The following is a 25,504-nucleotide window of genomic DNA, read 5'->3' as shown; positions in this document are numbered from 1 at the left end:
AAATTTTGGCAATCGTGGAGAGTCATTTGCTGGGCTGAATTGGTTACATATTCTGCAAGTTTGTTGCATTCAGATTTGGCGCAAACGAAATTTTGTCCCACTAAAAACCGATTTATCCCATCATTTCCCGTTTATTTATCTCATCTCTGTTCAACTTGCAGCCGGACAAACTGGCGAAAATCACCCATTTTTTTCAACATTACAAGGACCTGGAAGACGGTAAATGGGTCCGGGTGGAAGGTTGGGGTGGCGTCGAAGACGCTAGAAACGAAATACTGGAAGGGATTGAACGCTATAAAAACTCGCACAGCAGCCGGCGTTGAACGCCGGCATTTGGCCGATTAACCGAACAGGTTTTTCGAGTTTTTACTGTTGCGGAACACTAGCGGTTTTTCGTCGCCGGATAAGGCCAGTTCGCGCGCCGAGGCGATCGCCGCGTCGATCCGGTGCCGCTCCGGCGATTTGCCGCAGACCGGATCGGTGCTATACATGTCGCCGTTGAACAAATAGGCTTGGCAGCGGCAGCCGCCGAAATCCTTGTGTTTTTCGTCGCAACTGCGGCAAGGCTCCTGCATCCACTCGGTGCCGCGGAAGAAGTTGAAGGTTTTGGATTCGTTCCAGATTTGTTCGATGCTGAAATCCTTGACGTTGGGACAGTCCAGTCCCGGCAGTTCACGGGCGGAATGGCAGGGCAGCGCGGTGCCGTCCGGAGCGATGGTCAAAAAGGTGGTGCCCCAACCGTTCATGCAGGCTTTGGGGCGGTCTTCGTAGTAGTCCGGCACCACGTAGTAAATCTTCATCTTGCCGGCGACTTTTTCCTTGTAAGCCTGGGCAATCTTTTCGGCTTCCTCGAACTGCTCCTTGGTGGGCAGCAAGGCATCGCGGTTGATGTGAGCCCAACCGTAATACTGGGTGTTGGCCAGTTCCAGATAATCGGCGCCGAGGTTTTCGGCCATTTCCAGAATCTGCGGCATTTGGTGGATGTTTTCGCGGTGAATCACCACGCACAACACCATCGGGTAGCCGTGTTTCTTGATCAGTCGGGCGACTTCCTGTTTTTGTTCGTAGGTCGCGGTGCCGGCGATGTGGTCGTTGAGTTCCTGGGTGCTGGCCTGGATGCTGATTTGGATATGGTCGAGGCCGGCTAACTTCAAATCGACGATTTTCTGCTCGGTCAGGCCGTAGCCGGAGGTGATCAGGTTGGAGTAATAACCCAGCTCGCGGGCGTGGCCCACCAGCTCCACCAAATCTTGGCGGGTCAGCGGCTCGCCGCCGGAAAAGCCCAGTTGCACCGCGCCCATTTTGCGGGCCTGACTCAGTACCCGTTTCCAGTCGTCGGTACTCAGCTCATCCGGGTATTTGGCGTAATCCAAGGGATTAGAGCAATACGGGCATTGCAGTGGGCATTTGTAGCTCAGTTCCGCCAGCAGCCAGCGCGGCGGGGTAATGTCAGCCTTGTTTGATCCAGCCATTTTGCAGGGCGATGTTCAGAAAGTTGTGGATGTCGTTGCTCAAGCCGCTGGTTTCGAATTTGGCTTCCAGCTCCGCGACGATTTGGGTCGGAGTATGCGCGCCGTCGCACAGCTTGAGGATTTCCGCCGAGCTTTGATTGAGTTCGACCATGCCTTCCGGATAGAGAATCACGTATTTTTGCTGAGCCTCTTCCCATTGCAGGCGGTGCAGCGGCGAGAATTGCAGGATTTGGTCGGGGGTGATAGGCATGATGTTCGATTGAGTTGATCCGTGGTGGGTTTTAGGCGTCGGTACCGAGTAATGCAGCCAGTTGCAGCCGTATTTGCGGCCATTGTGGGCTGGTAATGACCGCGTCGGCCCGATACCTTTTTTTGCGGGTATATTTGCCGGCGGTCGGCTCCAAGAATTGGAACACCAGGTTCGAGTTTAGATCGATCAACCAACTTTCGCTGACGCCGTGTCGGGCGTACAAAGGCAGCTTGGTTTTCAGGTCATAGGGCAGACTGGAATCGGCGACTTCAATCAGTAGTAAAACGTCTTCCGCTTGCGGATGGCTGTTGATGTAGAAATCCGCCCTGGGTTTGACGACCGCCAAATCGGGTTGCGGCGCGGATAAGTCGCCCAAATGGATCGGGTCCTGAATTCTGACGATGGCTTGCTCACCCAAGTGCAAGGTCAATTGACGTGCCAGAAAGCTGACGATGCTGGCATGCTTGCTGCCGATCGGCGCCATGTCGATGATCTCGCCGTCTATCAATTCCAACAGTGCATCGCTGGTGAAAATACCGCTGTCGGCCATTCGGTAGTAATCCCCCAGGCTGAATCGATGCTTGTGTTGGGCGGTGGTAGGCATATTAATTTGGGATTCCACAGGCTGGTCGTTCTGGAACTATTCCACATCTTCAAAAATTTCCGCCATCGGCAGGTTAAGGCCAAGGCTGGTCAATTCGCAATCGGCTTCGCCGACGTAATCGTGCAACAGCCAGTCGTTGTCGGCGGTGCGGCGGAAGCATTCGACCCGGCGGGCTTCGATGTCGACGATCAGGTATTCCTTTAGCGAGTCCAGCTTGCGGTAGGCGACGAATTTGCCGCCGCGGTCGTAGTCGGCGGTGGAGTCGGACAACACTTCGACGATTAGCGACGGATTCGAGATGTACTGCTGGTTACCTAGATCTCCTGGATGGCAAGAAACCATTACATCAGGGTAAAAAAAGGCGTCGGCGGTTTCGACTTTTAGTTTTAAGTCAGCCATGTAAGTGCGGCACGGCCTGCCGCGCAAACGCTGTTTCAAGGCTGAGGCGATGTTGAGGCTGACGACAACGTGATCCTGTCGCGCACCCACCATGGCGAACACCTCGCCGGCGACAAACTCGTGCTTCTCGGCCTGGGTTGCTTCCCAAGCCAGATAATCTTCGGCACTGAAACGTAGTCGCTCGGCGGTTTGCATGCTATTGCTCGATATTGAAATACGGCGGCATGTTGGCGACATAAGCCAGATACATCGCGTCGGCCATGCTCCACAGTACATCCAGTTTAAACTTCAGAATTTGTACCATGCGTTCCTGCTGTTCGCGGGTTTTGTACCAATCCAGCGTCAACTCCAGGCCGTGTTCGACGTCACGGCGGGCCTCGGTCAGGCGTTTGCGGAAGTAAGTGTAACCCTCTTGCTCGACCCAAGGATACACATCCGGCCAGTTGTCCAGGCGCTGTTGATGGATTTTCGGGGCGAATAGTTCCGTCAGCGACGAACTGGCGGCTTCGTGCCACTCGGCGCGGCGGGCGAAGTTAACGTAGGCATCGACCGCGAAGCGCACGCCGGGCAGTACATGTTCCAGCGAGGTGATTTCTTCGCGGGTTAAGCCGACCGCGATACCTAAGCGAATCCAGGCTTCGATGCCGCCGGTGTCGCCGGGATGGCCGTCGTGATCCAGAATGCGCTGCACCCATTTGGCGCGAGTTTCGCGGTCCGGGCAATTGGCCATGATGTTGGCATCCTTGATCGGGATCATGACCTGGTAATAAAAACGGTTGGCAACCCAGCCCTGTAATTGCTGCTTGGTCAGCTTGCCTTCGTTCATCAGCACATGCATCGGATGATGAATGTGGTAGTACTTTTCCATGCCGCGCAATTTGGCTTCGAATTCTTCGCGGGACCAGGGGTGGTTGTCAGCAGTCATTGAACACCTTTTTATAAGTCGATTTCCAAACCGTCGTAAGCCACTTCGATGCCGTTGGCATCTAGGATTTTACGCTCAGCCGAATCTTCGTCGAGAATCGGGTTGGTGTTATTGATATGAATCAAAATCTTACGGGCCTTGGGTACGCCGTTGAGAACTTCGATCATGCCGCCGGGGCCGGATTGAGGTAAGTGGCCAATCTCGCGGGCGCGCTTCTGGCTGATGCCGCGGGTGACCATTTCATCGTCGGTCCAGAAGGTGCCGTCCACCATCAGGCAATCGACGTTGAGCATGGCTTGCAGCACGTGCGGTTCGATTTCGCCGAGGCCGGGCGAGTAGTACAGTTTTTTACCGGTGGAGATTTGCTCGACGATCACGCCGATATTATCGCCGTCGTGCGGGTCGTGGCGGTGGGGCGAGTAGGGCGGCGCCTTGCTTTTCAGCGCGTGGGCGTAGATGCGGATGTCGTCTATGCCGGGAATTTCGAACGGGGTTTCGTCGCAGGCAATAGCATGATGGTTGACCGTGCAGTAATCCTTCAACATCGTGAACAGTGGAAAGCCGCTGGTCAAATCCTGGCGGACCATCTCCGTGCAATACACGTTAAGCGGCTTGCCCTCGCGCAGCATCAGCATGCCGGTGGTGTGGTCGATCTGGCTGTCGATCAGCAGGACGGCCTTAATGCCGGTATCGCGAATGCCTTCTTTGGGCTGAATCGCCGGAAACGCTTCCAGTTGGGCGCGAATGTCGGGCGAAGTATTGAACAGCAGCCAGTTGCGGTTGTCGGTGCTGATCGCGATCGAGGATTGGGTGCGGGCCTTGCCGTTGAATTCGCCTTTGCGGTAACGGCCGCAATTGTCGCAATTGCAGTTCCATTGCGGGAAACCGCCGCCGGCGCCGGCGCCGAGAACTCTGATTTTCATGAGTGATTCGCGTGAATGAAAGAGCGCCGCATGATACGGGATTCAAAAACGCCAGGCAAAAAAAAGGGGCAGGAAAATTGCCCCTTTTTAGGAACAGCCGTTGCGATTAACGGTTGTAGATGTACATGGTGACTTCGAAGCCAAAACGCATGTCATTGTAAGCAGGTGTTTCCCATTTCATTTGTATACCCTCCAGAGGCTTTGTTGTAGTGTGCTAGCTTGATCAAGAAAGCTGCCCGAAGTATACGATGAAGTGTTTTATTGCGCAACTGACGTAGACTGTGCTCGGGTAGCGGGCGTTTTGAGTGCGCTACCCGGCGTAAGTTCCAGGCTCCGGGTGGTTGCGATCGAATAAGCCGGGCGCTCTCGGCGGGAGTCCTTTATACTGTTGCGCTGGTCATAAAGCGGTGAGTTTCGAGTGCATGAAAACCTATCTGGTCGGCGGCGCGGTACGTGATCGTTTGCTGGATCTTCCGGTAACGGAACGGGATTGGCTGGTGGTTGGCGAAACCGCCGAGGCCATGCTGGCGTTGGGATTTCGGCCGGTCGGCAAGGATTTTCCGGTGTTTTTACATCCCGAGACTCACGAGGAATACGCCCTGGCTCGTACCGAGCGCAAGACCGCGCCGGGCTACAAGGGCTTCGCTATCGACGCGTCGCCGGACGTGACGCTGGACGAAGATTTAATGCGCCGCGACTTGACGGTCAATGCGATGGCCCTGGACGCCGACGGCCGGTTGATCGATCCCTACAACGGACAACGCGACTTGCAAAATCGTCTGTTGCGGCACGTATCGCCGGCGTTTTGCGAAGATCCGGTACGGATTCTGCGGGTGGCGCGATTTTCGGCGCGTTACGCCCACTTGGGCTTTGTCGTGGCCGACGAGACGATGGCCTTGATGGCGGACATGGTCGCGGCCGGCGAGGTCGATTATTTGGTGGCCGAGCGAGTCTGGGCGGAATTGTCCAGAGCTTTGGCGGAGCCGCGTCCGGCGGCGTTTTTTCAAGTATTGCGCGACTGCGGCGCCTTGAAGGTAGTTTTTCCGGAAATCGACGCCTTATTCGGTGTGCCGCAGCCGGAAAAACATCATCCGGAAATCGATACCGGCATCCACGCGCTGATGGTGCTGGAACAGGCGGCTAACTTGTCCACCAGTCCCGAAGTTCGCTTGGCGGCCTTGCTGCACGATTTGGGTAAGGCGCTGACGCTTAGCCACTTCTGGCCCAGTCACCACGGCCACGAACAAAAAGGGTTGCCGGTACTGGAGCGGTTTTGCGAGCGCTTGCGGGTGCCGAAAGCCTACAAAACCCTGGCGGCTCACGTGATGGCCTACCATACTCACTGTCACCGGGTTTTGGAGCTGCGGCCGGACACGCTGGTGGACATGTTGCAGGCGATTGGCGCGTTCAAGCCGGACAGTTGCCTGGAAGATTTCATCCTGGCTTGCGAAGCCGACGCGCGCGGCCGAACCGGCTTCGAACAGCGCGACTATCCGCAAGCCGCCTATCTGCGCGAGGCCGCCGCCGCCGCCGTGGCGGTGGACACGACGCCGGCTACCGAAAACGGCGCATCCGGCCCGCAAATCGGCGCGGCCATTCGACAACTGCGCATCGCGGGAGTCCAACAATTCAAACAGCGGCGTTTGGCCGTGGCGCAAACGCTGAGCGCATGAACGCGATTTTAACGTCGGCGGGCCTGTTGGTTTGCAGCAATATATTCATGACTTTCGCCTGGTACGCCCATCTGAAGGAGTTGAACGGTCGGCATTGGTTGCTGGCGGCGCTGGTCAGTTGGGGGGTGGCGTTGTTCGAATATTTGTTTCAAGTGCCGGCCAATCGCATCGGCTACACCGCGTTGAGCGTCGGTCAGCTGAAAATCGTTCAGGAAGTGATTGCGTTGAGCGTGTTCGTACCCTTCTCGGTTTTTTATCTGAAAGAACCGTTGAAACTCGATTATCTCTGGGCCGGCCTGTGTTTGCTGGGCGCGGTCTATTTCATGTTTCGCTCCAAATTGGGCTAGGCGATGTTTGTGGTTAGCCGGTACCCGTTTCCATCCTCTTTTTCAGGTTAGCGCATGCTCAGCTATCGCCACGGTTTTCACGCCGGCAACTTCGCCGATGTTTTAAAGCACAGCCTGCTTAGTCTGGCGATCGGTGCGCTCAAGCAAAAGGCCAAGCCCTTCGTGTATATCGAGACTCATGCGGGGGCGGGTAAATATGCGCTCAAGTCGGAGTTTGCCCAGAAGACCGGCGAATATCGGGAGGGTATCGCGCGGCTTTGGGATGAAAAGCAACCGTCACCCTTGCTGCGCGATTACCTGGCGGCGGTGCGGGCCGAAAATACCGGCAACCGTCTGTCGCGTTATCCCGGTTCGCCGCAACTGGTAAGACGCTTGGTCAGGTCGCAAGATCGGTTATCATTGTCGGAATTGCATTCCAGCGACTTTCAGGTCTTACAACAACTATATGCCGGAGATAATCAGGTGACGGTGGCGAAAGAGGACGGTTTGCGGATGTTGGGTAAAAAACTGCCCCCGATCCAGAAGCGCGGCCTGATTCTGATCGATCCGAGTTACGAACTGAAGAGCGAATATCAAGCGGTGGCGCAAGCGCTGGCGGCCGCTTACCACCGGTTTGCCGGCGGCGTTTACGTGATTTGGTATCCGGTGATCGATAGAGACGCGACCGAACGCTTTATGCGGCTTTTGGTCGCGACCGGCATTCCCAAGCAATTGCGGATCGAACATTGCGTTGCCGCCGATTCGGTGGGCCGGGGTATGACCGGGGCCGGAATGGTCTTCGTCAATCCGCCCTGGCAACTCGATCGGCAAGCCGAGGCGTTGTTGCCCTGGCTGGACGGCGTGCTGGCGGCCGGGCGAGGCCAGTGGCGGGTGGATTGGCAGGTGCCGGAAACGGTCGCATTGGCGGCGGAAAGGGGCTGACTCAATGCTTAGAAAGCATCTCGACTTAATCATCGTCGGTTTCATCGTGCTGGCGATCGTCATGTACGACATCACGCTGGAGTTATTGGGCGAGTTGTTCCATTTGCTTTTCGAATTGCTGCACGGAGCGTTCGAATGGATTGAGCTGGGTATCGAAGAAGCGGTCGAGGTGGTGTTTCACATCCTGGATATCGGCGAGATTATCGAGTTCCTGTTCGATACCGGTCGCCACGGCAGTCAGGTCGTGACCTTTTACATTCTGATGTCCATGGTAGGCTACGGCTTGTACCGCTTGTGGAAAATCATGCCCAGGGTTTGGCTGGCGCTCAAATTATGGCTGATCGAATGTTGGGTGCGCCGTAAAACCGAATTCGAGTTGTATTGGCAATCGCTGACGCTGGCCAATAAGGCGGCGTTGCTGGTGGTCGTGGTCGCGGTCGGTTATATTGCGTCCTTTTTCGTCATCTGAGCCGCGCGGCCGCCGGAACACTTAAACTTAAACTCATTCATGTCCCTACTCGATCAAGTTACCGACTCCATCCTGGCCGCAAACGGTCTGCAAGTTCAAGACGTAGACCGGGTGATGGCCGCTCTGCTGGGTGCGCCGGTCGATGCCGCCGACATTTATTTTCAATCCAGCCACTTTGAATCCTGGTCGCTCGAGGGCGGCATTGTCAAGGAAGGTAGCCATTCGATCGAGCACGGCGCCGGCGTGCGGGTGGTCAGCGGCGATAAAACCGGCTTTGCCTATAGCGACCGCATCGAACTGCCGATTTTGCTGGAGGCGGCGAACAACGTCAAAGCCATCGTTCGGCAAGGCCAAAATGCCCGGCATCGCATCGATACCGCCGCGAACTGGCCGAATTTGTACCAGCCCTTGAACCCGCTGAAATCCTTGGACGACCAGGCCAAGATCGATCTGCTGAAACGGGTGGATAGCGAAACCCGCAAATTGGACAGCCGCATCGAGGAAGTCATGGTCAGTCTGGTGGCGGCCTACGACACGGTGTTGATCGCGGATCAGAGCGGCGGCTTGGTTGCCGATGTCAGACCGCTGGTCAGAATGAACGTGTCGGTGATCATGGTCGAAGACGGTCGCCGCGAACAGGGCAGCATGGGCGGCGGCGGTCGTTGCGATTACGGCTATTTTCTGGAGGGCGATCGCGCCTTCGAATACGGGCGGGAAGCGGTGCGCCAGGCTCAGGTCAATCTGCAAGCCGGCGAGGCGCCGGCCGGCAACATGACCGTGGTTCTGGGTTCCGGCTGGCCGGGCATTTTGTTGCACGAAGCGATCGGTCACGGCCTGGAAGGCGACTTCAACCGCAAGGGTACCTCGGCGTTCAGCGGACGGGTTGGCGAACGGGTGGCCTCGGATTTATGCACCGTGGTCGACGACGGCACCTTGCCGGGACGGCGCGGCTCGCTGAGTATCGACGACGAAGGCACGCCGACCGAGAACACGGTATTGATCGAAAACGGCATCCTGCGCGGTTACATGCAGGACCGGCTGAACGCCCATTTGATGGGCGTCAAGCCGACCGGTAACGGTCGCCGCGAATCCTACGCCCATCTGCCGATGCCGCGGATGACCAATACTTACATGCTGCCGGGGCAAAGCGATCCGGAAGAAATCATCCGTTCGGTGTCCAAGGGTTTGTATGCCCGCAACTTCGGCGGCGGGCAGGTTGACATCACCTCCGGTAAATTCGTGTTCTCGGCCAGCGAAGCCTATTTGATCGAAAACGGCAAAATTACCCGGCCGGTCAAGGGCGCGACCCTGATCGGCAACGGTCCGGACGTGTTGACCAAGGTTTCGATGGTCGGCAACGACATGCAGCTCGACAGCGGCGTCGGCACCTGCGGCAAGGACGGGCAGAGCGTGCCGGTCGGCGTCGGCCAGCCGACCCTGAAAATCGACGGTTTGACCGTCGGCGGTACCGGCGTTTAAGCCGATCCGGGACCGACCGCGTCGGCCAAAACCAGCTTTCAAGGAAACTCAACTTGCAGAACCCAGAAGAAATCAATCGCTTAAAAGAAGTCGTTCAGCAACTGCTGGACGAAGCCAAGCGCCAGGGCGCGGATGCCGCCGAGGCCGGCTTTAGCATCGACAACGGTTTGTCGGTCTCGGCCCGCCTGGGCGAAGTCGAAACCATCGAGTACCACTGCGACCAGGGAATCGGCGTCACGGTCTATTTCGGCAAAAAAAAGGGCTCGGCCAGCACCAACGATATTTCCGTCGAGTCGCTGACCGAAACGGTGAAGGCGGCCTGCAGCATCGCCCGCTATGCCAGTGCCGACGAATTCGCCGGTTTGCCGGATTTGGAGGACTTGGCGCGTACCTCGGTCGATTTGGATATTTACCACCCCTGGGCCATAGACGCCGAGCAAGCCATCGAATTGGCGGTGGCTTGCGAGAACGCCGCGCGCGGATACGACGCGGCGATCAGCAATTCGGAAGGCGCGACCGTCAACAGCCATTCCGGAACCCGGGTGTTCGGGAACTCGCTGGGATTTTTGCAGGGCTACCAGTCCAGCCGGCATTCGCTGAGCTGTTCGGTGCTGGCCGGCGCCAACGACGGCATGCAGCGCGATTATTGGTACAGCGTGGCGCGCAATCCGCTACTGTTGGAAACGCCCGAGGTAGTGGGGCGCAAGGCGGCGCAACGGACAGTGGCCCGATTGGGCGCCCACGGTTTGAGTACCCGCCAATGTCCGGTATTGTTCGCGGCGGAAATGGCGTCGGGTTTGATCGGCGCCTTGATCGGCGCGGTCAGTGGCGGCAATTTATACCGCAAGTCGTCGTTTTTGCTGGATTCCCTGCATACTCAAGTGATGCCGGATTTCGTCCGCATTCATGAAGAACCGATGTTACCCGGAGCGCTGGGCAGCGCCAGTTACGACGCCGAAGGGGTGACCACTCAGGCGCGCGACATCGTGCGCGGCGGAGTCCTGGAATCGTACGTACTCAGTACGTATTCCGCGCGCAAACTGGGTATGCGCACCACCGGCAATGCCGGCGGCGTGCACAATCTGATCGTCGAGCCGGGCGAACGCGATTTCGCCGGCATGCTGGCCTTGCTGGATACCGGCTTGTTGGTCACCGAGTTGATGGGCCAGGGCATTAACCGGGTAACCGGAGACTACTCACGCGGCGCATCGGGTTTCTGGGTCGAAAACGGCCAAATTCAATACCCGGTGCAGGAAATCACGATCGCCGGCAATCTGAAAAATATGTTGCGCAACATCGTTGCGATCGGCAACGACGTGGATATGCGCGGCAATCTGCGGGTCGGCTCGATTCTGCTGGAGCGGATGGCGGTCGCCGGCGAGTAGCAGGCTCGCAAACTCTGGAATGGAATATATTCGAACCGGTTCCGCCGCGAGGAAAGGTTAGGGTTCGCAGATTGTTGTGAAGCGATGATTTTTGCAGTGGCGACCCCATGGCTCTAAAGGCTATCACGCCGGGGTTCCCTTCGGATTATCACTTCGCACAATTGCCAGTTTGCCTTTGATTTGAAAAACTGCATTCCAGTATTGGTAACGACACCGTCGATTGGCGCTTTTACAGTTTTCGTCATCGAGTTGCCAATGTCTTCTGGTGACTGAACTCGCTGCCGGACGATGCGGCCATCCATCCGCCGCCGAACGCTCGATACAGTGACACCATCGCCACGCCGGCCGCCGTTTCGGCTCTGGCGCGTTCATCGCTGACAGCCAGCTTGCTGCGCTGAGCATCCAGCACGGCCAGATAATTGCCGGCACCGCGCTGATACATGGCATCGACCAGCCGGTAGGTTTTTTCCGCCGAGGCTTCAGCTGTAGTCAATTGGCCCAGGCTATCCGTGGCGGCACGATGGGTAACGAAGGCGTTTTCCACGTCTTCCAATGCCAGCAAAAAAGTCTTCTCGAAATTGGCCGCGACCTGATCCAGCCGCGCATCGGCGGCGGCGATATGGGCGCGGATGCGTCCGGCGTTGAAGATCGGTGCGGAAAGGCCGGAGCCCAATGCATAAACGCTATCGGCCAGACTCGGAAAGCCGCCGACCGCCAGCGCGCCGAGGCCACCACTGGCCGACAGCACCAGCTTGGGATAAAGATCGGCTCGCGCCGAACCCAGGTTGGCTGCCGCCGTGCTGACTTCGGTTTGCGCTAGGCGCAAATCGGGACGTTGCGCCAATAAATCGGCCGGCAACAGGTTGGGCATGGTCGGCGCTTGCTTCGGCAACGGGCCGGCGACGGCCAACCGCTGTTCCAGGTTTTCCGGCGGCTCGCCCAGCAACACGCCCAAACGGTGGATCAGCTTTTGCCCGGCGTTGGTCAATTGCGGCAGCGTCGCTTCGGTGCCTTGCAATAGCGTTTGCTGGCGGGCCATATCCGCCTCGTTAGCCAGTCCGGCTTTAACGAATGCCTGCAATGTCCTCAGCCGTTCGCGCTGCAAGGCTATATTGCTTTGCAGAATGCTGGTGCGTTGCTGCACGCCGCGCAGTTCCATATAGTTTGTCGCTACTTGAGCCAGTAGACCGACTTGCGCCGCATGCAAGCCTTCCTTGCTGCCTTCGGCTTGAGCGGCGGCGGCTTCCGCTTCCAAATGCCGGCCGCCGAACAAGTCGATTTCCCAGCGCGCCGCCAATCCGCCGCTGACGGCATCGGCGGTCGGCGTAATCAATTTGATGCCTTGCCCGCTCGGCACGCCGACGATGCGGTCGATGCGCTTTTCCCGGCCGCCCGAAAGTGAGAAATCGAGGCTGGGATACAGCGCCGCTTCGGCGACGGTGACCATCGCATTGGCTTCGCGGACGCGAGCGGTGGCGATCTTCAGATCGTGGTTGGCGGCCAAGGCTTGGTCTATCAACTCATTCAGCAAGGGATCGTTGAATCCTTGCCACCAAGTCTTCAGGTCCGCCGTTTCGGCGGTTTGAGTGCTGGGCGCGTGTTGCCATTGCGCTGGGCTATTCAACGCGACTTGGTCGCCGACTCGGGTCGGGGTACAGGCGCTTAGCCAAACCAGGGACAGCAAGGTAAGCGGTGTTAAATATCGGTTATTCATTTATAAAACTCCATAATGATATGAGCCAAAATGTAGGTTGGGCTGAATGCAATGAAGCCCAACCTACATTAGTTTTACTCCCTCACCCCAGCTCACCGGTAGCTGAGGCGTCTCCACGCTCCACCCTAAACCACGCCGCATACAACGCCGGCAGGAAGAACACCGTCAACGCGGTTGCCACCGTCAGCCCGCCCATGATGGCGATAGCCTGCGGTCCGAAGAAATCGTTGCGCGACAACGGGATCATCGCCAGGATCGCAGCCGCTGCGGTCAGCATGATCGGCCGGAACCGCCGTACCGTCGATTCGACGATGGCCGACCAAGTGTCGAGTCCCGACTGCTCGTCCTGATCGATCTGGTCCACCAATATCACTGAATTGCGCATGATCATGCCGGCCAGCGCCAAGATGCCGAGCAAGGCCACGAACCCGAACGGCGCCCGGAACAACAGCAAGGCGAAAGCGGCGCCGATCACGCCTAGCGGCGCGGTGCTGAACACCATGAAAGTCCTGGACAGATTCTGCAACTGCATCATCAACAAGATCAGCGTGGCGATCAGCACCAGCGGAATCCAGATCAGAATTGACTTCTGCGCGGTCACCGCGTCTTCCTTGGAGCCGCCGGTTTCGATGAAATAACCGGCTGGCAAGCTGTCCTGTATGGATTTAAGTTTCGGGACGATTTCCGCCGCCACGTCCGGAGCCATCTTGCCGTCGGCCACGTCGGCGCGCACCGAAATGGCCGGGAAGCGGTTGCGCCGCCAGCGCACGCCGTCCTCGAACACGGTTTCGAACTTGACGAACTGGGATAACGCTACCGATTTGCCGTTAGCCGTGCGTACCGCAACGTCAGGCAATTCGTCGGCGGCAGTGCGCAATTCGGGATTGGCCCGCCAGACGATGTCGATCAATTTATCCTGCTCGCGCAACTGCCCGACCGGAATGCCGGCGTAATGCGCCTGCAAGGCTTGCGACAAGCTGGCCGTCGACACGCCAAGGGCGCGGGCCTTGTCCTGATCTAAGACTAAGCGGAACGAGGGCATGCGGTCATGCCAGTCGTCGTTGACGTCCACGGTGCCGGGATGCTTGCGCACGACGTCGGCTACCCGGTCGGCAATGCCGCGTACGATATTGGGGTTTTCGCCGAGCACCCTGAACGCCAACGGATAATCCATCGGCGGCCCGACATTCAGCCGTTTGACCCGGCCCCTGACATTCGGGAAATCGGTCTCAAGCATCTGCCGGACGCGCTGCATCACCCGCTCGCGCGCCTGGTTATCCTTGGTCATCACCACCAATTCGGCGAGATTGGTATTCGCCAGTTGCTGCACGATCAACATGAAAAACCTCGGCGTGCCGCTGCCGATATAGCTGGCGACATGTTCCACATCCTGGTCCTTGGCTAATAGCGTTTCCATGCGTTGGGCGGCGGCTTCGGTTTGCTCGAAGGCACTGCCTTCCGGCAGCCACAGGTCGACGATGACTTCCGGCCGGTTGGACAGCGGGAAGAACTGTTCGGGAACGTGTGCTAAAGCCACGACACCCAGGCCGAACAAAGCCAGGGTGGCGACAATGACTTTCTTACGGTGCGCTACACAGGCATCCACCCAGCGGCGCAATCGGTTATAGAACGGCGTATCGAACAGGTCGTGGATCGGGCCATCGGCGTTGGCATGCACCTTGAGGATCAAAAAGCCCAAATACGGAGTGAATACCACCGCGCCTATCCAAGACAGTATCAGCGAAATGCCTACCACCTGGAAAATCGCCACGGTGTATTCGCCGGCAGAGGATTGCGCCAGACCCACCGGCAGGAATCCGGCGATAGTGATCAAGGTGCCAGTCAGCATCGGAAAGGCCGTGGCAGTATAGGCATAGGTCGCAGCGCGCATCCGGTCCCAGCCTTCTTCCAGCTTGCGGGCCATCATCTCGACGGCAATCATCGCATCGTCCACCAATAAGCCCAGCGCCAGAATCAGCGCGCCCAAGGAAATCCGTTGCAGGTCGATGCCGCACAGCAGCATGACCAGCAGGGTGGCGGCCAGCACCAGCGGCACGGTCAGCGCCACCACGGAACCGGTGCGCCAGCCCAGGCTCAAGAAACTGACCACCAACACGGTCGCCAAGGCTTCGAAGAAGGTTCGCCCGAATTCCGCCATCTGGTTTTTAACCACATGGCCTTGATTGGCGACCGGCTCCACGTCCAGACCTAACGGCAACTCGGTTGCTATGCCGGCCAGCTTCTCATCCAAGGCTTGTTCCAGATCGATAACGTTGCCTTTCTTGTTCATCGTTACGCCGAGACCAAGCGCCGGTTTGCCGTTGAAACGCATCTTGAATTCAGCCGGATCGACATAGCCGCGAGTCACCTTGGCAAAATCTTTAACCTTGAAAGTTCGATTAGCAATGCGGACCGCCATATTGGCGACGCTATCTTCCGAGTCGAACGTGCCGGTCAGGCGTATCGGCAGATTGCGTTGCGGAGAAAACACTATGCCGGCCGCCGCCATGCCGTTCTGCGCCTGCAAGGCCTGGGCGACCGCCGCCGCATCCAGGCCCAATTCGGCCAGCTTTTTGTCGGAAAACTCGACGAAAATCTTTTCGTCCTGCACGCCGATCAAATCGACCTTCTCGACATCCTTGACCCGCAAAAGCTGCTGGCGAACAGAATCGGCGGCCAATTTCAGATCGGCATAACTAAAGCCATCGCCGGAGAAGGCGTAGATCAAGCTATAGGTATCGCCAAATTCGTCGTTGAAAAATGGCCCGATGCTACCGGGCGGCAGTGTCATGCGGATATCGTCGACTTTTTTACGCACTTGATACCAAAGCTCGGGGATGTCGCTGGGCGGCGCATCCTCGCGGGGCGTGACGAAAATCACCGATTCGCCGGGTTTTGAATAACTGCGCAGATAATCCAGGTTGGGTAACTCCTGGATTTTCTTTTCCAGCCTATCGGTCAACTGCTGTTCCACCTCCAGTGCAGTGGCGCCGGGATAGAGGGTTTTGACCACCATGATGCGGAAGGTGAACGGCGGATCTTCCTGCTGGCCCAGTTTGTAATAAGCGAATAGGCCGCCGAGCACCACCAGTGCGAGCATAAAGCCGGTGAAGGAGCGGTGTTTAAGTACCCATTCGCTGAGGTTGAACGCTTTCATGGTTGCCCCTCTTTAGCCGGTGCATTTTTTGCCGGTAAGCGGACAGACTGGCCCTCGGCCAGACGCTGGACGCCGGCGCTGACCAGCAATTGACCAGGTGCTACTCCCTCGACGGCAATGCGTTCGCCGGCCAGCGTTTCGCCGAGCTTAACCGGCACGGATTTGACCGTGGCCGCCTGCTCGTCGACCAACCAGACTAAAGGATGGTCGGTCTGGTTTTGCGGGGTATAGACGGCGGAAAGCGGGATGGCGATGGCGGAAGCGGTGTTCGCCGCGATATAAACCGTCGCCGTCATGCCTAATTGCGCGGCATCCAGACCTTCCAGCAAAGTCGCCTTGATGCGATAGGTGCGGCTAATCGGATCGGCGGCCGAGGCGATCTCGCGAATTCTGGCCTTAAGTCGGCGCTTGTCGTCGAACCATAAAGCCACATTAACGTCTTGTTGGCGCTGGATTTCTTGTAAGCGATGCTCGGGCACGTCGAAATGAACTTCCTTTTCGTCGAGCTGGGCCAACGTCACCACGGCCTGACCGGCGGCCAGTACTTGTCCGGCTTCGACTGCCAGCCCCGTGACCACGCCGTCGCGGTCGGCATGTAGCTCGGTATAGTTGAGCTGGTTAAGCGCCTCGCCCAATTGCGCTTCCAGTGCCGCCGTTCGCTCCCGCGCCGTGGTATAAGCGGTCTCGTGCCGCTCGAACTCCGGCGGACTGATGACTTGTTGAGTCAGCAGCTCGCGGTATCGCACAAGATCGTCCCGTAAGAAATTGCTGTCGGCCTGCGCGGCAGCCAGCTGAGCCTTAAGGCTTTGAACTGCGAGGCGGTAATCGTTGCCGTCCAGTATTGCCATCAACTGGCCTTTACGCACCGGATCGCCAACGTCTACTTTGCGCTCCAGCAGCTTGCCCGATACCCGGAAGGATAAGGGCGTTTCGATTCTTGCCCTGACTTCCCCGGCAAAACTTCTAACACCAGAAACGGCGTTTCCTTCGATTCGAAATACTTTTACCGGGCGGGCAACCGTTTGCATTGCTTTGTCCTGGTCGCTGCATCCGAGGCTCATCGTTAGCGGCATTAACGCGGCCAGCAACCAACCTTTGCTTGTAAATCTGGATTGCAGCCGTTCACGACAGGTGGGTGTTAACGGCGCTTTGGGTTTCGGCATGTTGCCCCCTTCTTCGGTAAAAGGTTCGGTAATATTCGTCATCATCATTCGGTGCTGTTTTTGATCAGTAGTACGGCGGCCAATTTGGCATCCTCGGCTGCGCCGGAATGGCGCTGCAATTGTTCGGCTACGATGGCGCCTTCAAATAAAACACAGAGTTGCCCGGCCAGCCGTTCCGGAAACTGCGCTCCGGCTTGTCCGGCTAGATCGGCGATATAACGTCGAAACTTGCTGTAAAACGCCGCGGATACTTGATGCGCCGCATGGCTTTGCTCGGGAAATTCCACAGCCGCCTTGATCAATGGGCAACCTTGAAAATTAGGACTACCCAACCATTCAGCCTGAACATCGAAAATGGCTAATAGCTTGTCTTTTGGCGTCCGAGCTTTACGCTCGATTTGCTCGACGAACCACGTCCAAAATTCGGTATCGTGTGTTTGCAGGCAGGCGACAATCAACGCCTCTTTGGAGGAGAAATGCTTGTACAGACTCATCTTGCTGGTAGTCGCAGAGTTGACGATGCTATCGATACCAGTGGCTCTAATACCTTGGGTGGAAAATAGCGCTTTCGCCGCCAACAAGATTCGTTCGCGCGCCTTTGCGGTTTGAATAGGCATTGTTCTTATAACTCCAAAGAAATGGCCATCACCTAGCTTCTCGCCCGAATATCAACAACGTCGAAGTCGCCGAGGCATAGAGTCGGCCTTCAGTGTCGGCGAGACGTGCTTCGGCAAAAGCTGCTCGCTTCCCTAGCGACAAAACAGTGCCCTCCGCCCTTAGCAAGCCCGTATTCTTGGTCATCGCCTTGAGATAGGAAATTTTCAATTCCAGAGTCGTGTAGGCCTGTTTCTCGGTCAGCCGGGAATGGACCGCACAACCGCAGGCGGAATCTAGCAAGGTGGCCGCATAGCCGCCGTGAACGGTGCCCAGTGGGTTGTAAGCATGCTCGCCCGGCTTGCCGGCAAAGACGGCTTTGCCGAGGTCGACCTCCACCAGCTCGAAATCCAGCGATACCATGATGCCTGGCTTCAAACCCGAAGCCATCAGGGCGCGCAACTGGTCTAGGCCATTAAGTCCGGGGCCGGTTTTGTTGACGAGACTCATCTTAATAGCGCTCCTGTCCGGATGTGCAATTCACTGCATACACAGTCGTCTTGAGATTTTTAGACAAATCGATCATGCCGCTATCTTTTTTCAGGCTATTGGTAACTGGTTAAACTTCCGCAAGCTCTTGTCTACCATGGCTTCCGGAAGGAAACGACGCAGGAAACGCACTTGGCTTGCTTGTTTTCCGGCGGTATACCGCAACCTCGGTACGGCGGCAGTCGCAGCTTTCAACACCGTATCAGCGACCACGCTAGGGGCGTCGCCCGCATTCACGCCAATCCGCATCAGAGTCGCCATTCGGGTACGTACGGCGTCATAAACGGCCAGCGGCCGATCAGGTTTGGCTAAGCTTGTTTCGAACGAAGTGCGGGTATATCCCGGTTCAACCAAAACAACCCGGATGCCGAAGGTGCGCAGTTCGTGATCCAGCGATTCGGAATAACCTTCAACTGCATGCTTGGTTGCGGCATACAGCGCGTTGTAAGGCGCGGGGATCAAGCCCAGGACCGAGCTGATATTGACGATTCTGCCTTTTCTTTGGCTGCGCATGGTTGGCAGCACGGCGTTGGTCACACGGGTAATACCGAAGACGTTGACGTCGAACAGCGCCTGGGCTTGCGCGGAGGAAGACTCTTCCGCGCCGCCGAGCAAGCCAATGCCGGCATTATTGACCAGCAGATCGATGCGGCCGGTCTGTTTCAAAACCTCGGCTACTGCATTCTTTACCGAAGCTTCGTCGGTGACGTCGCAGGTCAACATCGTGATGCCATCGGCACTTGTAAGCGCCTTGCGGCTGGTGCCGAATACACGGTAACCGGCTTGTTGCAGGGCCTTGGCCGTTACCAGCCCAATGCCCGAGGATGCGCCGGTGATCAGGGCTACAGCATGGTCTTTATTGTTCATATCAAATCTCCTTGTGGGGTGGATTGTCTATCGGTTAAGTGTTACTATCATTTTGAAAGTAATGTTACTACTAATTCGATATTAAGTCACTACTAAAAACGTATGAACGATAAAAATAGTTGCGCCGATCCTTGTCCGATCGCTCGCTGCCTGGCTTTTCTCGGCGACACCTGGAGTTTATTGATTCTGCGGGACGCCCATATCGGCCTGACCCGCTTCGACCAATTTCGAAAAAGCCTGGGCATCGCACCGACGATATTGACGCGACGACTGGCTACACTGACGGAGGAAGGAATGTTGGAAAAACGGCTGTATTCGGAGCGGCCGCCGCGCGAAGAGTATGTGTTGACGGCCGCCGGCCGCGATTTTCTGCCGGTGCTGGTGATGATCGGTGCTTGGGGGCATCAATATCGCGGCGAGGGGCCGCTAGTACGGATCCAGGATGTTGAAACGGGAGAGGATGTTAAACCGGTAGCCATTGACGCGGTTTCCGGCGCCAAGATCGGCACCCGCCCACTGCGTTTCGTACTACCGGATAGCGGCTGATCAATTCGCACTGCAAGACGCTTATAAAAGATACAATGGCTGGATATTTCTAAGGCGCGCCTCGTCGGTTGTGGTGGGGCAGAAACAGAGTTCCACATGATTACCTTGTATCAATTTCCCAGAGCCTGGAACATTCCCAACCCCAGCCAGTTTTGCGTCAAGCTGGAAACCTATCTGCGCATGGCCGGCATCGAATATCGGATTGCCGAAACTTTGCCCCTCTATGCGCCCTTCGGCAAGCTACCTTTCATAGAAGTCAACGGCCAAAAGCTTGCCGATAGCCGGTTGATTATCGGCTATCTGCGAGATCATTACGGCGATAGCCTGGATGGGCATCTGTCGGCAGAGCAAAGCGGGCAAGCTCTGGCCTGGCAACGCTTATTGGAAGAACATTTGTATTGGGTGTGTATATATAGCCGCTGGCAATACGGACCGGAAAATTGGCAAATCAATAAGCAGGCGATTTTTCAAGGCTTGCAGCAACCACTGGCGGATGTAGTGGCAGCACTTTATCGGATGCGGATTCGGGGGCAACTACGCGGCCAAGGCATTGGCCGGCTACCTGCCACACATATTTTCGAATTGGGTCGACATGATGTGGCGGCTGTATCCGCCGCACTTCAGGACAAGATGTTTTTACTGGGTGATCGGCCCTCTAGCGTCGATGCCTCGGCGTTCGGCGTATTGATCAATCTATTGGCCTGCCCGGTCAATTCGCCGGTCAAGGATTATGCCTTAACGCAATCCGCGTTAGTCGATTATTGCCGGCGCATCCAGATCCGCTACTTTCCCGAGTTGGGCGAACCAAAGTTTGGCGATTGATGGTCCAGCGTGGCGCAAGCGGCGCGAATTTCATCACGTAGCCAGCGGTTGGCAAACTCCTGGTCTTGCAGCGGATGCCAGACCATGACCGTGTCGTAATGCGGTAAATCCAGCGGCAAGGGCACCAATTGCAGCGGCAAGGTCTGGGCGAATTGCTCGGCCGTGCGTTTGGGAAAAGCCATGACCATATCCGTTTGCGCCACAATCATCGACGCGGACAGAAAATGCGACACGGTCAGCGCCACGCGCCGCTCGCGGCCATGTTCTGCTAGCCAGCTGTCGACCTGCCCGGTAGTGGCGCCGGTTCTGGACACCAGAATATGCGGCAGGTCTATATAGTCTTCCAGCGTTAATGCCGCATTCACTCGCGGGTGGCCGATGCGCGCCACACAGACCATGAAATCGTCGAAAAGGCGTTCACAATGTAGATGCTTGGGGGGATTCAACATCACGTCAAAACCCAGTATCAGGTCTATCTCACCTTGCTCCAGTGCATGCGAAGGAAAACGGCTGCTGGTACGTTTGAAATGAATATCCACGCCCGGTGCCTGTTGGGCAATGCGAGGCGCCAGTATGGGTAAAAGCAAGGCTTCCACGTAATCCGTCGCCGCAATGCTAAAAGAGCGCCGACAAGTGGCGGGATCGAACGGCGCCGGCGCGCGAATCAAACCTTCCACATCTTTGAGTACCGCCGCTACCGGCGCCACCAACGACAGCGCGCGTAGCGTCGGCGTCATACCCGCCGGGGTTTTCACCAGCAACGGATCTTCCAGTTGTTGCCGCAAGCGTTGCAGCACGTGGCTCATTGCCGACTGGCTAATGAACATTTTGTCCGCCGCCCGCGACACGTTGCGTTCCTTCATCAGCAGATCGAAAGCGATCAATAGATTCAAATCAAATGTTCTTAAGTCCGCCATGGCTGGGTTGCCGGAATGTAAACGCGGGCTATGTTACCGAAATGCCGAAGGCGCTTGGCATCAATTATTTTCATAGGCGCATGAATACAAAGCATTTTACCGTTTGCCGTCTCAGGCATAAATTTATTCCCGACGCAGCCATCGGCACTTAGTTTTCCCCCAAGGAATTTGCAAGTCAACGCGGTGGCCCGTCTCCTTACTCTCAATCGTGCAGCAAGTGCCGAGTTTTGGCGGAATGCTGATTGAGAAAAACAAGGTGGTTAGCAAGATCACCAAAACCTACTCAAATATCAGGAGAATCATCATGCCTTTGTGGAAAGTCTATCATCCTACCAATGCGTTCAGTGCCGAAGACAAACAAGAATTGGCCGAACAAATCACTAACGTTTATGCGGGTGTACCCATCCCAAGATTTTACGCCGTGGTCATTTTCGAAGAAGTGGCGAAAGGTAATTGCTTCGTCGGTGGCGTGCGTAATGACAAATTTATTCGTTTCAAGGTCGATCAAATTGCCAGAACATTGCCGGGCCCCATCATACGAGAATGGTGGATGCGAACGCTTGACGACGTCATTGCGCCTTTTGTGAAGGAACGCGGTTTCGATTGGGAAATTTCAATTGACGAAACCCCGTTCGACCTTTGGTCGCTACAAGGCGAATTACCCCCGCCCTTCGAATCGATAGCCGAAAAACGTTGGGTTGCGGAAAACAAGGCTAGCCCTTACACCTACCAAGAAAAACTACCCGCGGGTCACTTTTTACTGTCTCCTGGCGTAACGGGTTAGTGAATACGAGTGCCCCGTTCATGGTGAACCGGGCACTTTTTCCACAATCGTCGATACACGTTTCTGATCGCGCTATCGGTCTGGCTTTATGCCTCTTAGCAAGGCGGTATCGACTAAAAAGAGATAGAAATATGGCTTATCAATCCATCAATCCCTCATCCGGCGAATTACTAGCATCTTATCCTGAACTATCCGATTCCGATCTTGAACTTGCGATTGCGAAAGCCGATCAAGCCTATCGGGAGGAGTGGCACCATTATTCGGTCGATGAACGCGCTAAGGTTATGGCGAAAGCAGCATCGATTCTGCTGGAAAGGAAAGAAGAGTACGCGCAATTTTTGACGTTAGAAATGGGTAAGCTCATTGGCGAAGCGTACGCAGAAGTAGACATTACCGCCGGGATACTCCAGTACTACGCCAAAAATGCGAAAAAATATCTTGCACCGAAAGCCTTGCCGGAAGCACCGACCGCCCAAGTATCGATCGAACCGGTAGGGGTGATACTGGGCATAGAACCCTGGAATTTCCCTTATTACCAAGTTGCGCGCGTTGCTGGCCCGCAATTGATGGCCGGCAACGTCTTATTGCTGAAGCATGCGGAAAACGTCCCGCAGTCGGCACTGGCCTTAGCCAGGCTATTCGAAGACGCCGGCGCCCCGGACGGTGTGTACACCAATCTATTCGCGACTATCGAACAAATCGGCCGCGTCATCGACGATCCGCGGGTGCGCGGCGTCACGGTCACCGGTAGCGAAACTGCCGGCGCCGCGGTGGCGGGACGCGCCGGGCGAGCATTGAAAAAAGTCGTGGCGGAAATGGGCGGGAGTGATCCGCTGTTGGTGCTGGAAGACGCTCCGCTTGAGTCCACGCTCGATAGTGCGTTGTTCGGGCGCATGTTCAACTGCGGCCAATGTTGCGTCGGCTCGAAACGCCTTATTGTGGTGGGACAAGCGCGCGGCGAGGCGTTTCTGGAGGGTTTTGTCGAACGCATGTCGTCCTTGCGCGCCGGCGATCCGCTGAATCCGGCAACGACGTTGGCGCCGCTATCTTCGGAAAAAGCGCTGAAGCTGCTGCTCGATCAGATTGCGCAGGCCCAAGCCGGTGGTGCCAACGTCGTACTTGGCGGTAAAAGAATCGACAGACCAGGCTATTTTCTTGAGCCTACCGTGATCACCGAAATAGACGCCAATAATCCGATCTATCAACAAGAACTGTTTGGCCCGGTCGCCGCCATTTACGTGGTTGATAGTGAAGCGCAAGCCATTGCATTGGCCAACGCGACCTCGTTTGGACTCGGCGCATCCATTTTTACCGCTAATGTCGAACACGGCCGTGACGTTGCGGCGGAAATCGAAAGCGGCATGGTTTTCATCAACCAGCCCGCCTGGACGGCCCCGGAACTGCCGTTTGGCGGGATCAAAAACTCGGGGTTTGGCCGCGAGTTATCGGAGCGCGGTTTTTACGAGTTTGTAAACGAAAAATTGGTCAATGTCGCACCGCCCGGCGCTTCGCCTTGGGGGCCGGTCATCCCATCTTAAATAAACCCCCAATGTTGGAGAGCTAAAGGAGATGCCTTGATCCGCCAAGCGCAAAGACTGCGGAATTTGGTGTCTCCAGGCCTGACTTCATTCAAGATCACGTCTAAATAAGTACATGAAAAAGCCAAAGCTTTCAAAATTTAACGATCAGCAAATCCAGCACGGAAATAGTGATGATTGCTCACAGCTGAAAATCCAGTCCAAACTGATATCAAACAGCGAAAAACATGTGACGATGATCTTATCGGGCCCCTTGTTTCCGGTATTGGTTAAATTGGCATTGCCGACAGTCGGCGTCATGTTTCTGTCCGCACTGGTTAGCGTTGCGGAAACTTATTTTGTCAGCTCATTAGGGGTGGATTCGATTGCGGGCGCATCATTGGTGATACCGATGGTGATGTTGATGATCATGATGTCGAACGGAGGCATAGGCGGGGGCGTGTCTTCCGCCATCGCTCGTGCCACCGGTGCCAGGGATGTAGAAAGTGCGGAACGATTGGCCTATCACGCCACCTTGATAGGTATCGTGTTTGGCGGCTTATTTACCCTTGTGCTGCTGGTATTTGGCCGCCCGATTTACGCATCGCTGGGAGGAACCGGAGATGCCTTACAACAAGCGCTGCTTTATTCGGACATACTGTTTGGCTCGGCCACTATCAACTGGGTTTATATATTGCTGCAGTCTGCTTTACGAGGGGCAGGCAATGTCAAAGTGCCTGCGTTGATAACGCTGGGAAATGTCTTAGCCTGCCTATTACTATCGCCCGTATTGATATTGGGACTATTGGGTACGCCGAAGTTAGGAATTGCAGGGGCGGGCTATGCGCAACTGATTTGCAATGCTGCCTCACTGCTTTTAATTATTGGTTACATGCGCTCCTCAAGCAGTATTTTACGGTTACGGCGGCACCGAATTCGTTATTACTATTTCAAGCAAATTTTGGCCGTCGGCTTGCCGTCATCACTGAGTGCCATTTTTTCCAACTTGTCAGTTACCGCGATTACCTCGGTGGTCGGTGTTTTTGGCGTACCGGCCTTGGCTGGCTATGGTATTGCCTCGCGTATGGAGTATCTGTTAATACCGGTCATGTTTGGTTTTGGTACAGCGGTATTGACGATAGTGGGTACCAACATCGGCGCCGGCAATATCAAGAGAGCAAGGCAAGCGGCGTTACTCAATGCCCTGTTTGTTGGCGCTATGGTTGAGTTAGTGGGGCTATCCTTGGCATATCATCCAGGCATTTGGATGAACTTGTTCACTAGCTCGACGGATGTTCTGTTCGTTGGTGAAAAGTACCTAAAAGCAGTCGGGCCGGTGTACGGTATGGTTGCCTTTCTATTTGCGTTTTATTTTGCCGGGCAAGGCGCGGGCAAAGTGTTCTGGCCGATAACGGCAATTTTTACGCGGTTTGCATTCGCTGCATGCGGTTCCTTCGTTGTATTTTTTTATAACCAGAACATGGATGTCCTTTTTTCCATTATAGGGATTGGAGCATTGATCTCAGGCGTGCTAAGCGCATTAAGCTTTTTATTGTTTTCTGGGAGGGCTAAGCAGATTGAAGTCCAAAGGTACCAAAACGTGCGTTAGCTGTTTGTGTAGCCCTTATGAGTTATATCCTAGAGGCCTCACGCAACGGTGCGAGAATCTCTCGATTCATTCCGATCTTATCGATTAGTCATTCTGGCGAAGGCAATTCTCCAATGTGCGAACAGGCTAGAGTTTTGCAACGTTAGCCGTCAATCCCATGCTGGATGCCGTTGTTTTATTTGCCTTCAGCCTTTTGTATTTCCGGCGTGCCCAACGTGCCAAGTCTAGTGGGGCCAATAGACTTCGTTTCGCTAGTCGACTTGGTTTGAATATATTAAAGGCTTTGTAGTACCTCTTCGATTAGCCTGGGCCCCTTGTAAATTAGCCCGCTGTAAATCTGCAGCAAGTCGGCGCCCGCCGCCAGTTTTTCTTGCGCATCCGCGCCGCCGAGCACGCCGCCGGCGGCGATGATTGCCAC

Annotated in this window: 27 protein-coding genes; 12 read left to right on the top strand and 15 right to left on the bottom strand. The window is 56.0% G+C overall.

From position 1 onward, the window contains the following. The first annotated feature begins 155 nt into the window (after positions 1–155). A complete protein-coding gene (locus AC3B8H_RS05195) occupies positions 156–323 on the top strand; it encodes an inorganic diphosphatase (protein WP_488440558.1) in 168 nt (55 codons plus the stop codon). 18 nt (positions 324–341) lie between these two features. Here AC3B8H_RS05195 and pqqE read toward each other — a convergent pair whose 3' ends face one another. The 7 genes from pqqE to pqqA form a co-directional block, all read right to left on the bottom strand. Then, complete coding sequence (gene pqqE / locus AC3B8H_RS05190; RefSeq protein ID WP_488440557.1) at positions 342–1,472, bottom strand: pyrroloquinoline quinone biosynthesis protein PqqE; 1,131 nt, start codon at positions 1,470–1,472, stop codon at positions 342–344. Then, positions 1,450–1,722: a pyrroloquinoline quinone biosynthesis peptide chaperone PqqD gene (gene pqqD / locus AC3B8H_RS05185; protein WP_488440556.1), complete on the bottom strand. Its 273-nt coding sequence runs from the start codon at positions 1,720–1,722 to the stop codon at positions 1,450–1,452. The genes pqqE and pqqD overlap by 23 nt, the downstream gene beginning before the upstream one ends. 31 nt (positions 1,723–1,753) lie before the next feature. Continuing rightward, a complete protein-coding gene (locus AC3B8H_RS05180) occupies positions 1,754–2,326 on the bottom strand; it encodes a Uma2 family endonuclease (protein WP_488440555.1) in 573 nt (190 codons plus the stop codon). A 36-nt stretch (positions 2,327–2,362) separates the two neighbouring features. Then, positions 2,363–2,920, bottom strand: coding sequence for a Uma2 family endonuclease (locus AC3B8H_RS05175; protein ID WP_488440554.1), 558 nt, complete (start codon positions 2,918–2,920; stop codon positions 2,363–2,365). A 1-nt stretch (position 2,921) separates the two neighbouring features. Beyond that, on the bottom strand, positions 2,922–3,650 hold the full coding sequence (gene pqqC / locus AC3B8H_RS05170; RefSeq protein ID WP_488440553.1) for a pyrroloquinoline-quinone synthase PqqC: 729 nt from the start codon (positions 3,648–3,650) through the stop codon (positions 2,922–2,924). Between the two features lie 11 nt (positions 3,651–3,661). After that, positions 3,662–4,573 carry a pyrroloquinoline quinone biosynthesis protein PqqB gene (gene pqqB / locus AC3B8H_RS05165; RefSeq protein WP_488440552.1) on the bottom strand — a complete coding sequence of 304 codons (912 nt, stop codon included), beginning with the start codon at positions 4,571–4,573 and terminating at the stop codon, positions 3,662–3,664. A 106-nt stretch (positions 4,574–4,679) separates the two neighbouring features. Beyond that, on the bottom strand, positions 4,680–4,754 hold the full coding sequence (gene pqqA / locus AC3B8H_RS05160) for a pyrroloquinoline quinone precursor peptide PqqA (RefSeq protein WP_054760176.1): 75 nt from the start codon (positions 4,752–4,754) through the stop codon (positions 4,680–4,682). 241 nt (positions 4,755–4,995) lie between these two features. Between pqqA and AC3B8H_RS05155 the strand changes: the two genes are divergently transcribed. The 6 genes from AC3B8H_RS05155 to pmbA are packed head-to-tail and all read left to right on the top strand — an operon-like array spanning position 4,996 to position 10,847. Further along, positions 4,996–6,246: a multifunctional CCA addition/repair protein gene (locus tag AC3B8H_RS05155; protein WP_488440551.1), complete on the top strand. Its 1,251-nt coding sequence runs from the start codon at positions 4,996–4,998 to the stop codon at positions 6,244–6,246. Then, positions 6,243–6,593 (top strand): DMT family protein, encoded by a 351-nt coding sequence (locus AC3B8H_RS05150; protein WP_488440550.1) that lies wholly within the window; start codon positions 6,243–6,245, stop codon positions 6,591–6,593. Before AC3B8H_RS05155 ends, AC3B8H_RS05150 begins: the two co-directional genes overlap by 4 nt. 54 nt (positions 6,594–6,647) lie before the next feature. Next, the gene (locus AC3B8H_RS05145) at positions 6,648–7,514 is read left to right on the top strand and encodes a 23S rRNA (adenine(2030)-N(6))-methyltransferase RlmJ (RefSeq protein WP_488440549.1); all 867 of its coding nucleotides are present in this window, start codon (positions 6,648–6,650) and stop codon (positions 7,512–7,514) included. A gap of 4 nt (positions 7,515–7,518) precedes the next feature. Continuing rightward, positions 7,519–7,983, top strand: a complete 465-nt coding sequence (locus AC3B8H_RS05140) for a hypothetical protein (RefSeq protein WP_488440548.1) — start codon at positions 7,519–7,521, stop codon at positions 7,981–7,983. Positions 7,984–8,022: 39 nt separating this feature from the next. After that, positions 8,023–9,462, top strand: coding sequence for a metalloprotease TldD (gene tldD / locus AC3B8H_RS05135; protein WP_488440547.1), 1,440 nt, complete (start codon positions 8,023–8,025; stop codon positions 9,460–9,462). Between the two features lie 53 nt (positions 9,463–9,515). Then, positions 9,516–10,847 (top strand): metalloprotease PmbA, encoded by a 1,332-nt coding sequence (gene pmbA / locus AC3B8H_RS05130; RefSeq protein ID WP_488440546.1) that lies wholly within the window; start codon positions 9,516–9,518, stop codon positions 10,845–10,847. A gap of 241 nt (positions 10,848–11,088) precedes the next feature. On the opposite strand, the gene AC3B8H_RS05125 is transcribed toward pmbA, so the two are convergent. From AC3B8H_RS05125 to AC3B8H_RS05100, 6 genes are all read right to left on the bottom strand, one after another. Continuing rightward, a complete protein-coding gene (locus tag AC3B8H_RS05125) occupies positions 11,089–12,561 on the bottom strand; it encodes an efflux transporter outer membrane subunit (RefSeq protein WP_488440545.1) in 1,473 nt (490 codons plus the stop codon). 82 nt (positions 12,562–12,643) lie between these two features. Beyond that, the gene (locus AC3B8H_RS05120) at positions 12,644–15,718 is read right to left on the bottom strand and encodes an efflux RND transporter permease subunit (RefSeq protein WP_488440544.1); all 3,075 of its coding nucleotides are present in this window, start codon (positions 15,716–15,718) and stop codon (positions 12,644–12,646) included. Further along, on the bottom strand, positions 15,715–16,746 hold the full coding sequence (locus tag AC3B8H_RS05115; RefSeq protein ID WP_488440543.1) for an efflux RND transporter periplasmic adaptor subunit: 1,032 nt from the start codon (positions 16,744–16,746) through the stop codon (positions 15,715–15,717). Before AC3B8H_RS05115 ends, AC3B8H_RS05120 begins: the two co-directional genes overlap by 4 nt. 179 nt (positions 16,747–16,925) lie before the next feature. Beyond that, positions 16,926–17,498, bottom strand: a complete 573-nt coding sequence (locus AC3B8H_RS05110) for a TetR/AcrR family transcriptional regulator (protein ID WP_488440542.1) — start codon at positions 17,496–17,498, stop codon at positions 16,926–16,928. A gap of 28 nt (positions 17,499–17,526) precedes the next feature. Further along, the gene (locus AC3B8H_RS05105) at positions 17,527–17,985 is read right to left on the bottom strand and encodes a PaaI family thioesterase (protein WP_488440541.1); all 459 of its coding nucleotides are present in this window, start codon (positions 17,983–17,985) and stop codon (positions 17,527–17,529) included. Positions 17,986–18,075: 90 nt separating this feature from the next. Beyond that, positions 18,076–18,891, bottom strand: a complete 816-nt coding sequence (locus AC3B8H_RS05100; protein ID WP_488440540.1) for an oxidoreductase — start codon at positions 18,889–18,891, stop codon at positions 18,076–18,078. A gap of 102 nt (positions 18,892–18,993) precedes the next feature. Between AC3B8H_RS05100 and AC3B8H_RS05095 the strand changes: the two genes are divergently transcribed. Both AC3B8H_RS05095 and AC3B8H_RS05090 read left to right on the top strand, forming a co-directional pair. After that, positions 18,994–19,437 carry a winged helix-turn-helix transcriptional regulator gene (locus tag AC3B8H_RS05095; protein WP_488440539.1) on the top strand — a complete coding sequence of 148 codons (444 nt, stop codon included), beginning with the start codon at positions 18,994–18,996 and terminating at the stop codon, positions 19,435–19,437. Between the two features lie 96 nt (positions 19,438–19,533). Next, positions 19,534–20,259, top strand: coding sequence for a glutathione S-transferase family protein (locus AC3B8H_RS05090; RefSeq protein ID WP_488440538.1), 726 nt, complete (start codon positions 19,534–19,536; stop codon positions 20,257–20,259). Here AC3B8H_RS05090 and AC3B8H_RS05085 read toward each other — a convergent pair. Then, complete coding sequence (locus AC3B8H_RS05085) at positions 20,220–21,176, bottom strand: LysR family transcriptional regulator (RefSeq protein WP_488440537.1); 957 nt, start codon at positions 21,174–21,176, stop codon at positions 20,220–20,222. The genes AC3B8H_RS05090 and AC3B8H_RS05085 overlap by 40 nt on opposite strands. A gap of 208 nt (positions 21,177–21,384) precedes the next feature. Between AC3B8H_RS05085 and AC3B8H_RS05080 the strand changes: the two genes are divergently transcribed. From AC3B8H_RS05080 to AC3B8H_RS05070, 3 genes are all read left to right on the top strand, one after another. Then, positions 21,385–21,960 (top strand): tautomerase family protein, encoded by a 576-nt coding sequence (locus AC3B8H_RS05080; RefSeq protein ID WP_488440536.1) that lies wholly within the window; start codon positions 21,385–21,387, stop codon positions 21,958–21,960. A 131-nt stretch (positions 21,961–22,091) separates the two neighbouring features. Beyond that, positions 22,092–23,498 carry an NAD-dependent succinate-semialdehyde dehydrogenase gene (locus tag AC3B8H_RS05075; protein WP_488440535.1) on the top strand — a complete coding sequence of 469 codons (1,407 nt, stop codon included), beginning with the start codon at positions 22,092–22,094 and terminating at the stop codon, positions 23,496–23,498. A 115-nt stretch (positions 23,499–23,613) separates the two neighbouring features. Beyond that, positions 23,614–25,086 (top strand): MATE family efflux transporter, encoded by a 1,473-nt coding sequence (locus AC3B8H_RS05070; RefSeq protein ID WP_488440534.1) that lies wholly within the window; start codon positions 23,614–23,616, stop codon positions 25,084–25,086. Between the two features lie 274 nt (positions 25,087–25,360). Here the strand turns inward: AC3B8H_RS05070 and AC3B8H_RS05065 are convergent, their stop codons facing one another. Next, positions 25,361–25,504 carry a hypothetical protein gene (locus tag AC3B8H_RS05065; protein WP_488440559.1) on the bottom strand — a complete coding sequence of 48 codons (144 nt, stop codon included), beginning with the start codon at positions 25,502–25,504 and terminating at the stop codon, positions 25,361–25,363.

Source organism: Methylomonas sp. BG-2, assembly GCF_057766305.1.
The sequence above is the reverse complement of the archived record's forward strand: the minus strand, read 5'-3'. Positions and strand labels throughout refer to the sequence as shown.

Excerpts from the sequence above, each read along its gene's own strand:
- AC3B8H_RS05140 (WP_488440548.1), top strand. The coding sequence starts at position 7,519 with ATGCTTAGAAAGCATCTCGACTTAATCATCGTCGGTTTCATCGTGCTG.
- pqqB (WP_488440552.1), bottom strand. The coding sequence starts at position 4,573 with ATGAAAATCAGAGTTCTCGGCGCCGGCGCCGGCGGCGGTTTCCCGCAA.
- pqqD (WP_488440556.1), bottom strand. The coding sequence starts at position 1,722 with ATGCCTATCACCCCCGACCAAATCCTGCAATTCTCGCCGCTGCACCGC.
- pqqC (WP_488440553.1), bottom strand. The coding sequence starts at position 3,650 with ATGACTGCTGACAACCACCCCTGGTCCCGCGAAGAATTCGAAGCCAAA.
- AC3B8H_RS05075 (WP_488440535.1), top strand. The coding sequence starts at position 22,092 with ATGGCTTATCAATCCATCAATCCCTCATCCGGCGAATTACTAGCATCT.
- AC3B8H_RS05125 (WP_488440545.1), bottom strand. The coding sequence starts at position 12,561 with ATGAATAACCGATATTTAACACCGCTTACCTTGCTGTCCCTGGTTTGG.
- AC3B8H_RS05155 (WP_488440551.1), top strand. The coding sequence starts at position 4,996 with ATGAAAACCTATCTGGTCGGCGGCGCGGTACGTGATCGTTTGCTGGAT.
- AC3B8H_RS05150 (WP_488440550.1), top strand. The coding sequence starts at position 6,243 with ATGAACGCGATTTTAACGTCGGCGGGCCTGTTGGTTTGCAGCAATATA.
- AC3B8H_RS05120 (WP_488440544.1), bottom strand. The coding sequence starts at position 15,718 with ATGAAAGCGTTCAACCTCAGCGAATGGGTACTTAAACACCGCTCCTTC.
- AC3B8H_RS05095 (WP_488440539.1), top strand. The coding sequence starts at position 18,994 with ATGAACGATAAAAATAGTTGCGCCGATCCTTGTCCGATCGCTCGCTGC.
- AC3B8H_RS05100 (WP_488440540.1), bottom strand. The coding sequence starts at position 18,891 with ATGAACAATAAAGACCATGCTGTAGCCCTGATCACCGGCGCATCCTCG.
- AC3B8H_RS05110 (WP_488440542.1), bottom strand. The coding sequence starts at position 17,498 with ATGCCTATTCAAACCGCAAAGGCGCGCGAACGAATCTTGTTGGCGGCG.
- AC3B8H_RS05145 (WP_488440549.1), top strand. The coding sequence starts at position 6,648 with ATGCTCAGCTATCGCCACGGTTTTCACGCCGGCAACTTCGCCGATGTT.
- AC3B8H_RS05175 (WP_488440554.1), bottom strand. The coding sequence starts at position 2,920 with ATGCAAACCGCCGAGCGACTACGTTTCAGTGCCGAAGATTATCTGGCT.
- AC3B8H_RS05070 (WP_488440534.1), top strand. The coding sequence starts at position 23,614 with ATGAAAAAGCCAAAGCTTTCAAAATTTAACGATCAGCAAATCCAGCAC.
- AC3B8H_RS05105 (WP_488440541.1), bottom strand. The coding sequence starts at position 17,985 with ATGAGTCTCGTCAACAAAACCGGCCCCGGACTTAATGGCCTAGACCAG.
- pqqE (WP_488440557.1), bottom strand. The coding sequence starts at position 1,472 with ATGGCTGGATCAAACAAGGCTGACATTACCCCGCCGCGCTGGCTGCTG.
- AC3B8H_RS05180 (WP_488440555.1), bottom strand. The coding sequence starts at position 2,326 with ATGCCTACCACCGCCCAACACAAGCATCGATTCAGCCTGGGGGATTAC.
- AC3B8H_RS05090 (WP_488440538.1), top strand. The coding sequence starts at position 19,534 with ATGATTACCTTGTATCAATTTCCCAGAGCCTGGAACATTCCCAACCCC.
- AC3B8H_RS05085 (WP_488440537.1), bottom strand. The coding sequence starts at position 21,176 with ATGGCGGACTTAAGAACATTTGATTTGAATCTATTGATCGCTTTCGAT.
- tldD (WP_488440547.1), top strand. The coding sequence starts at position 8,023 with ATGTCCCTACTCGATCAAGTTACCGACTCCATCCTGGCCGCAAACGGT.
- AC3B8H_RS05115 (WP_488440543.1), bottom strand. The coding sequence starts at position 16,746 with ATGCAAACGGTTGCCCGCCCGGTAAAAGTATTTCGAATCGAAGGAAAC.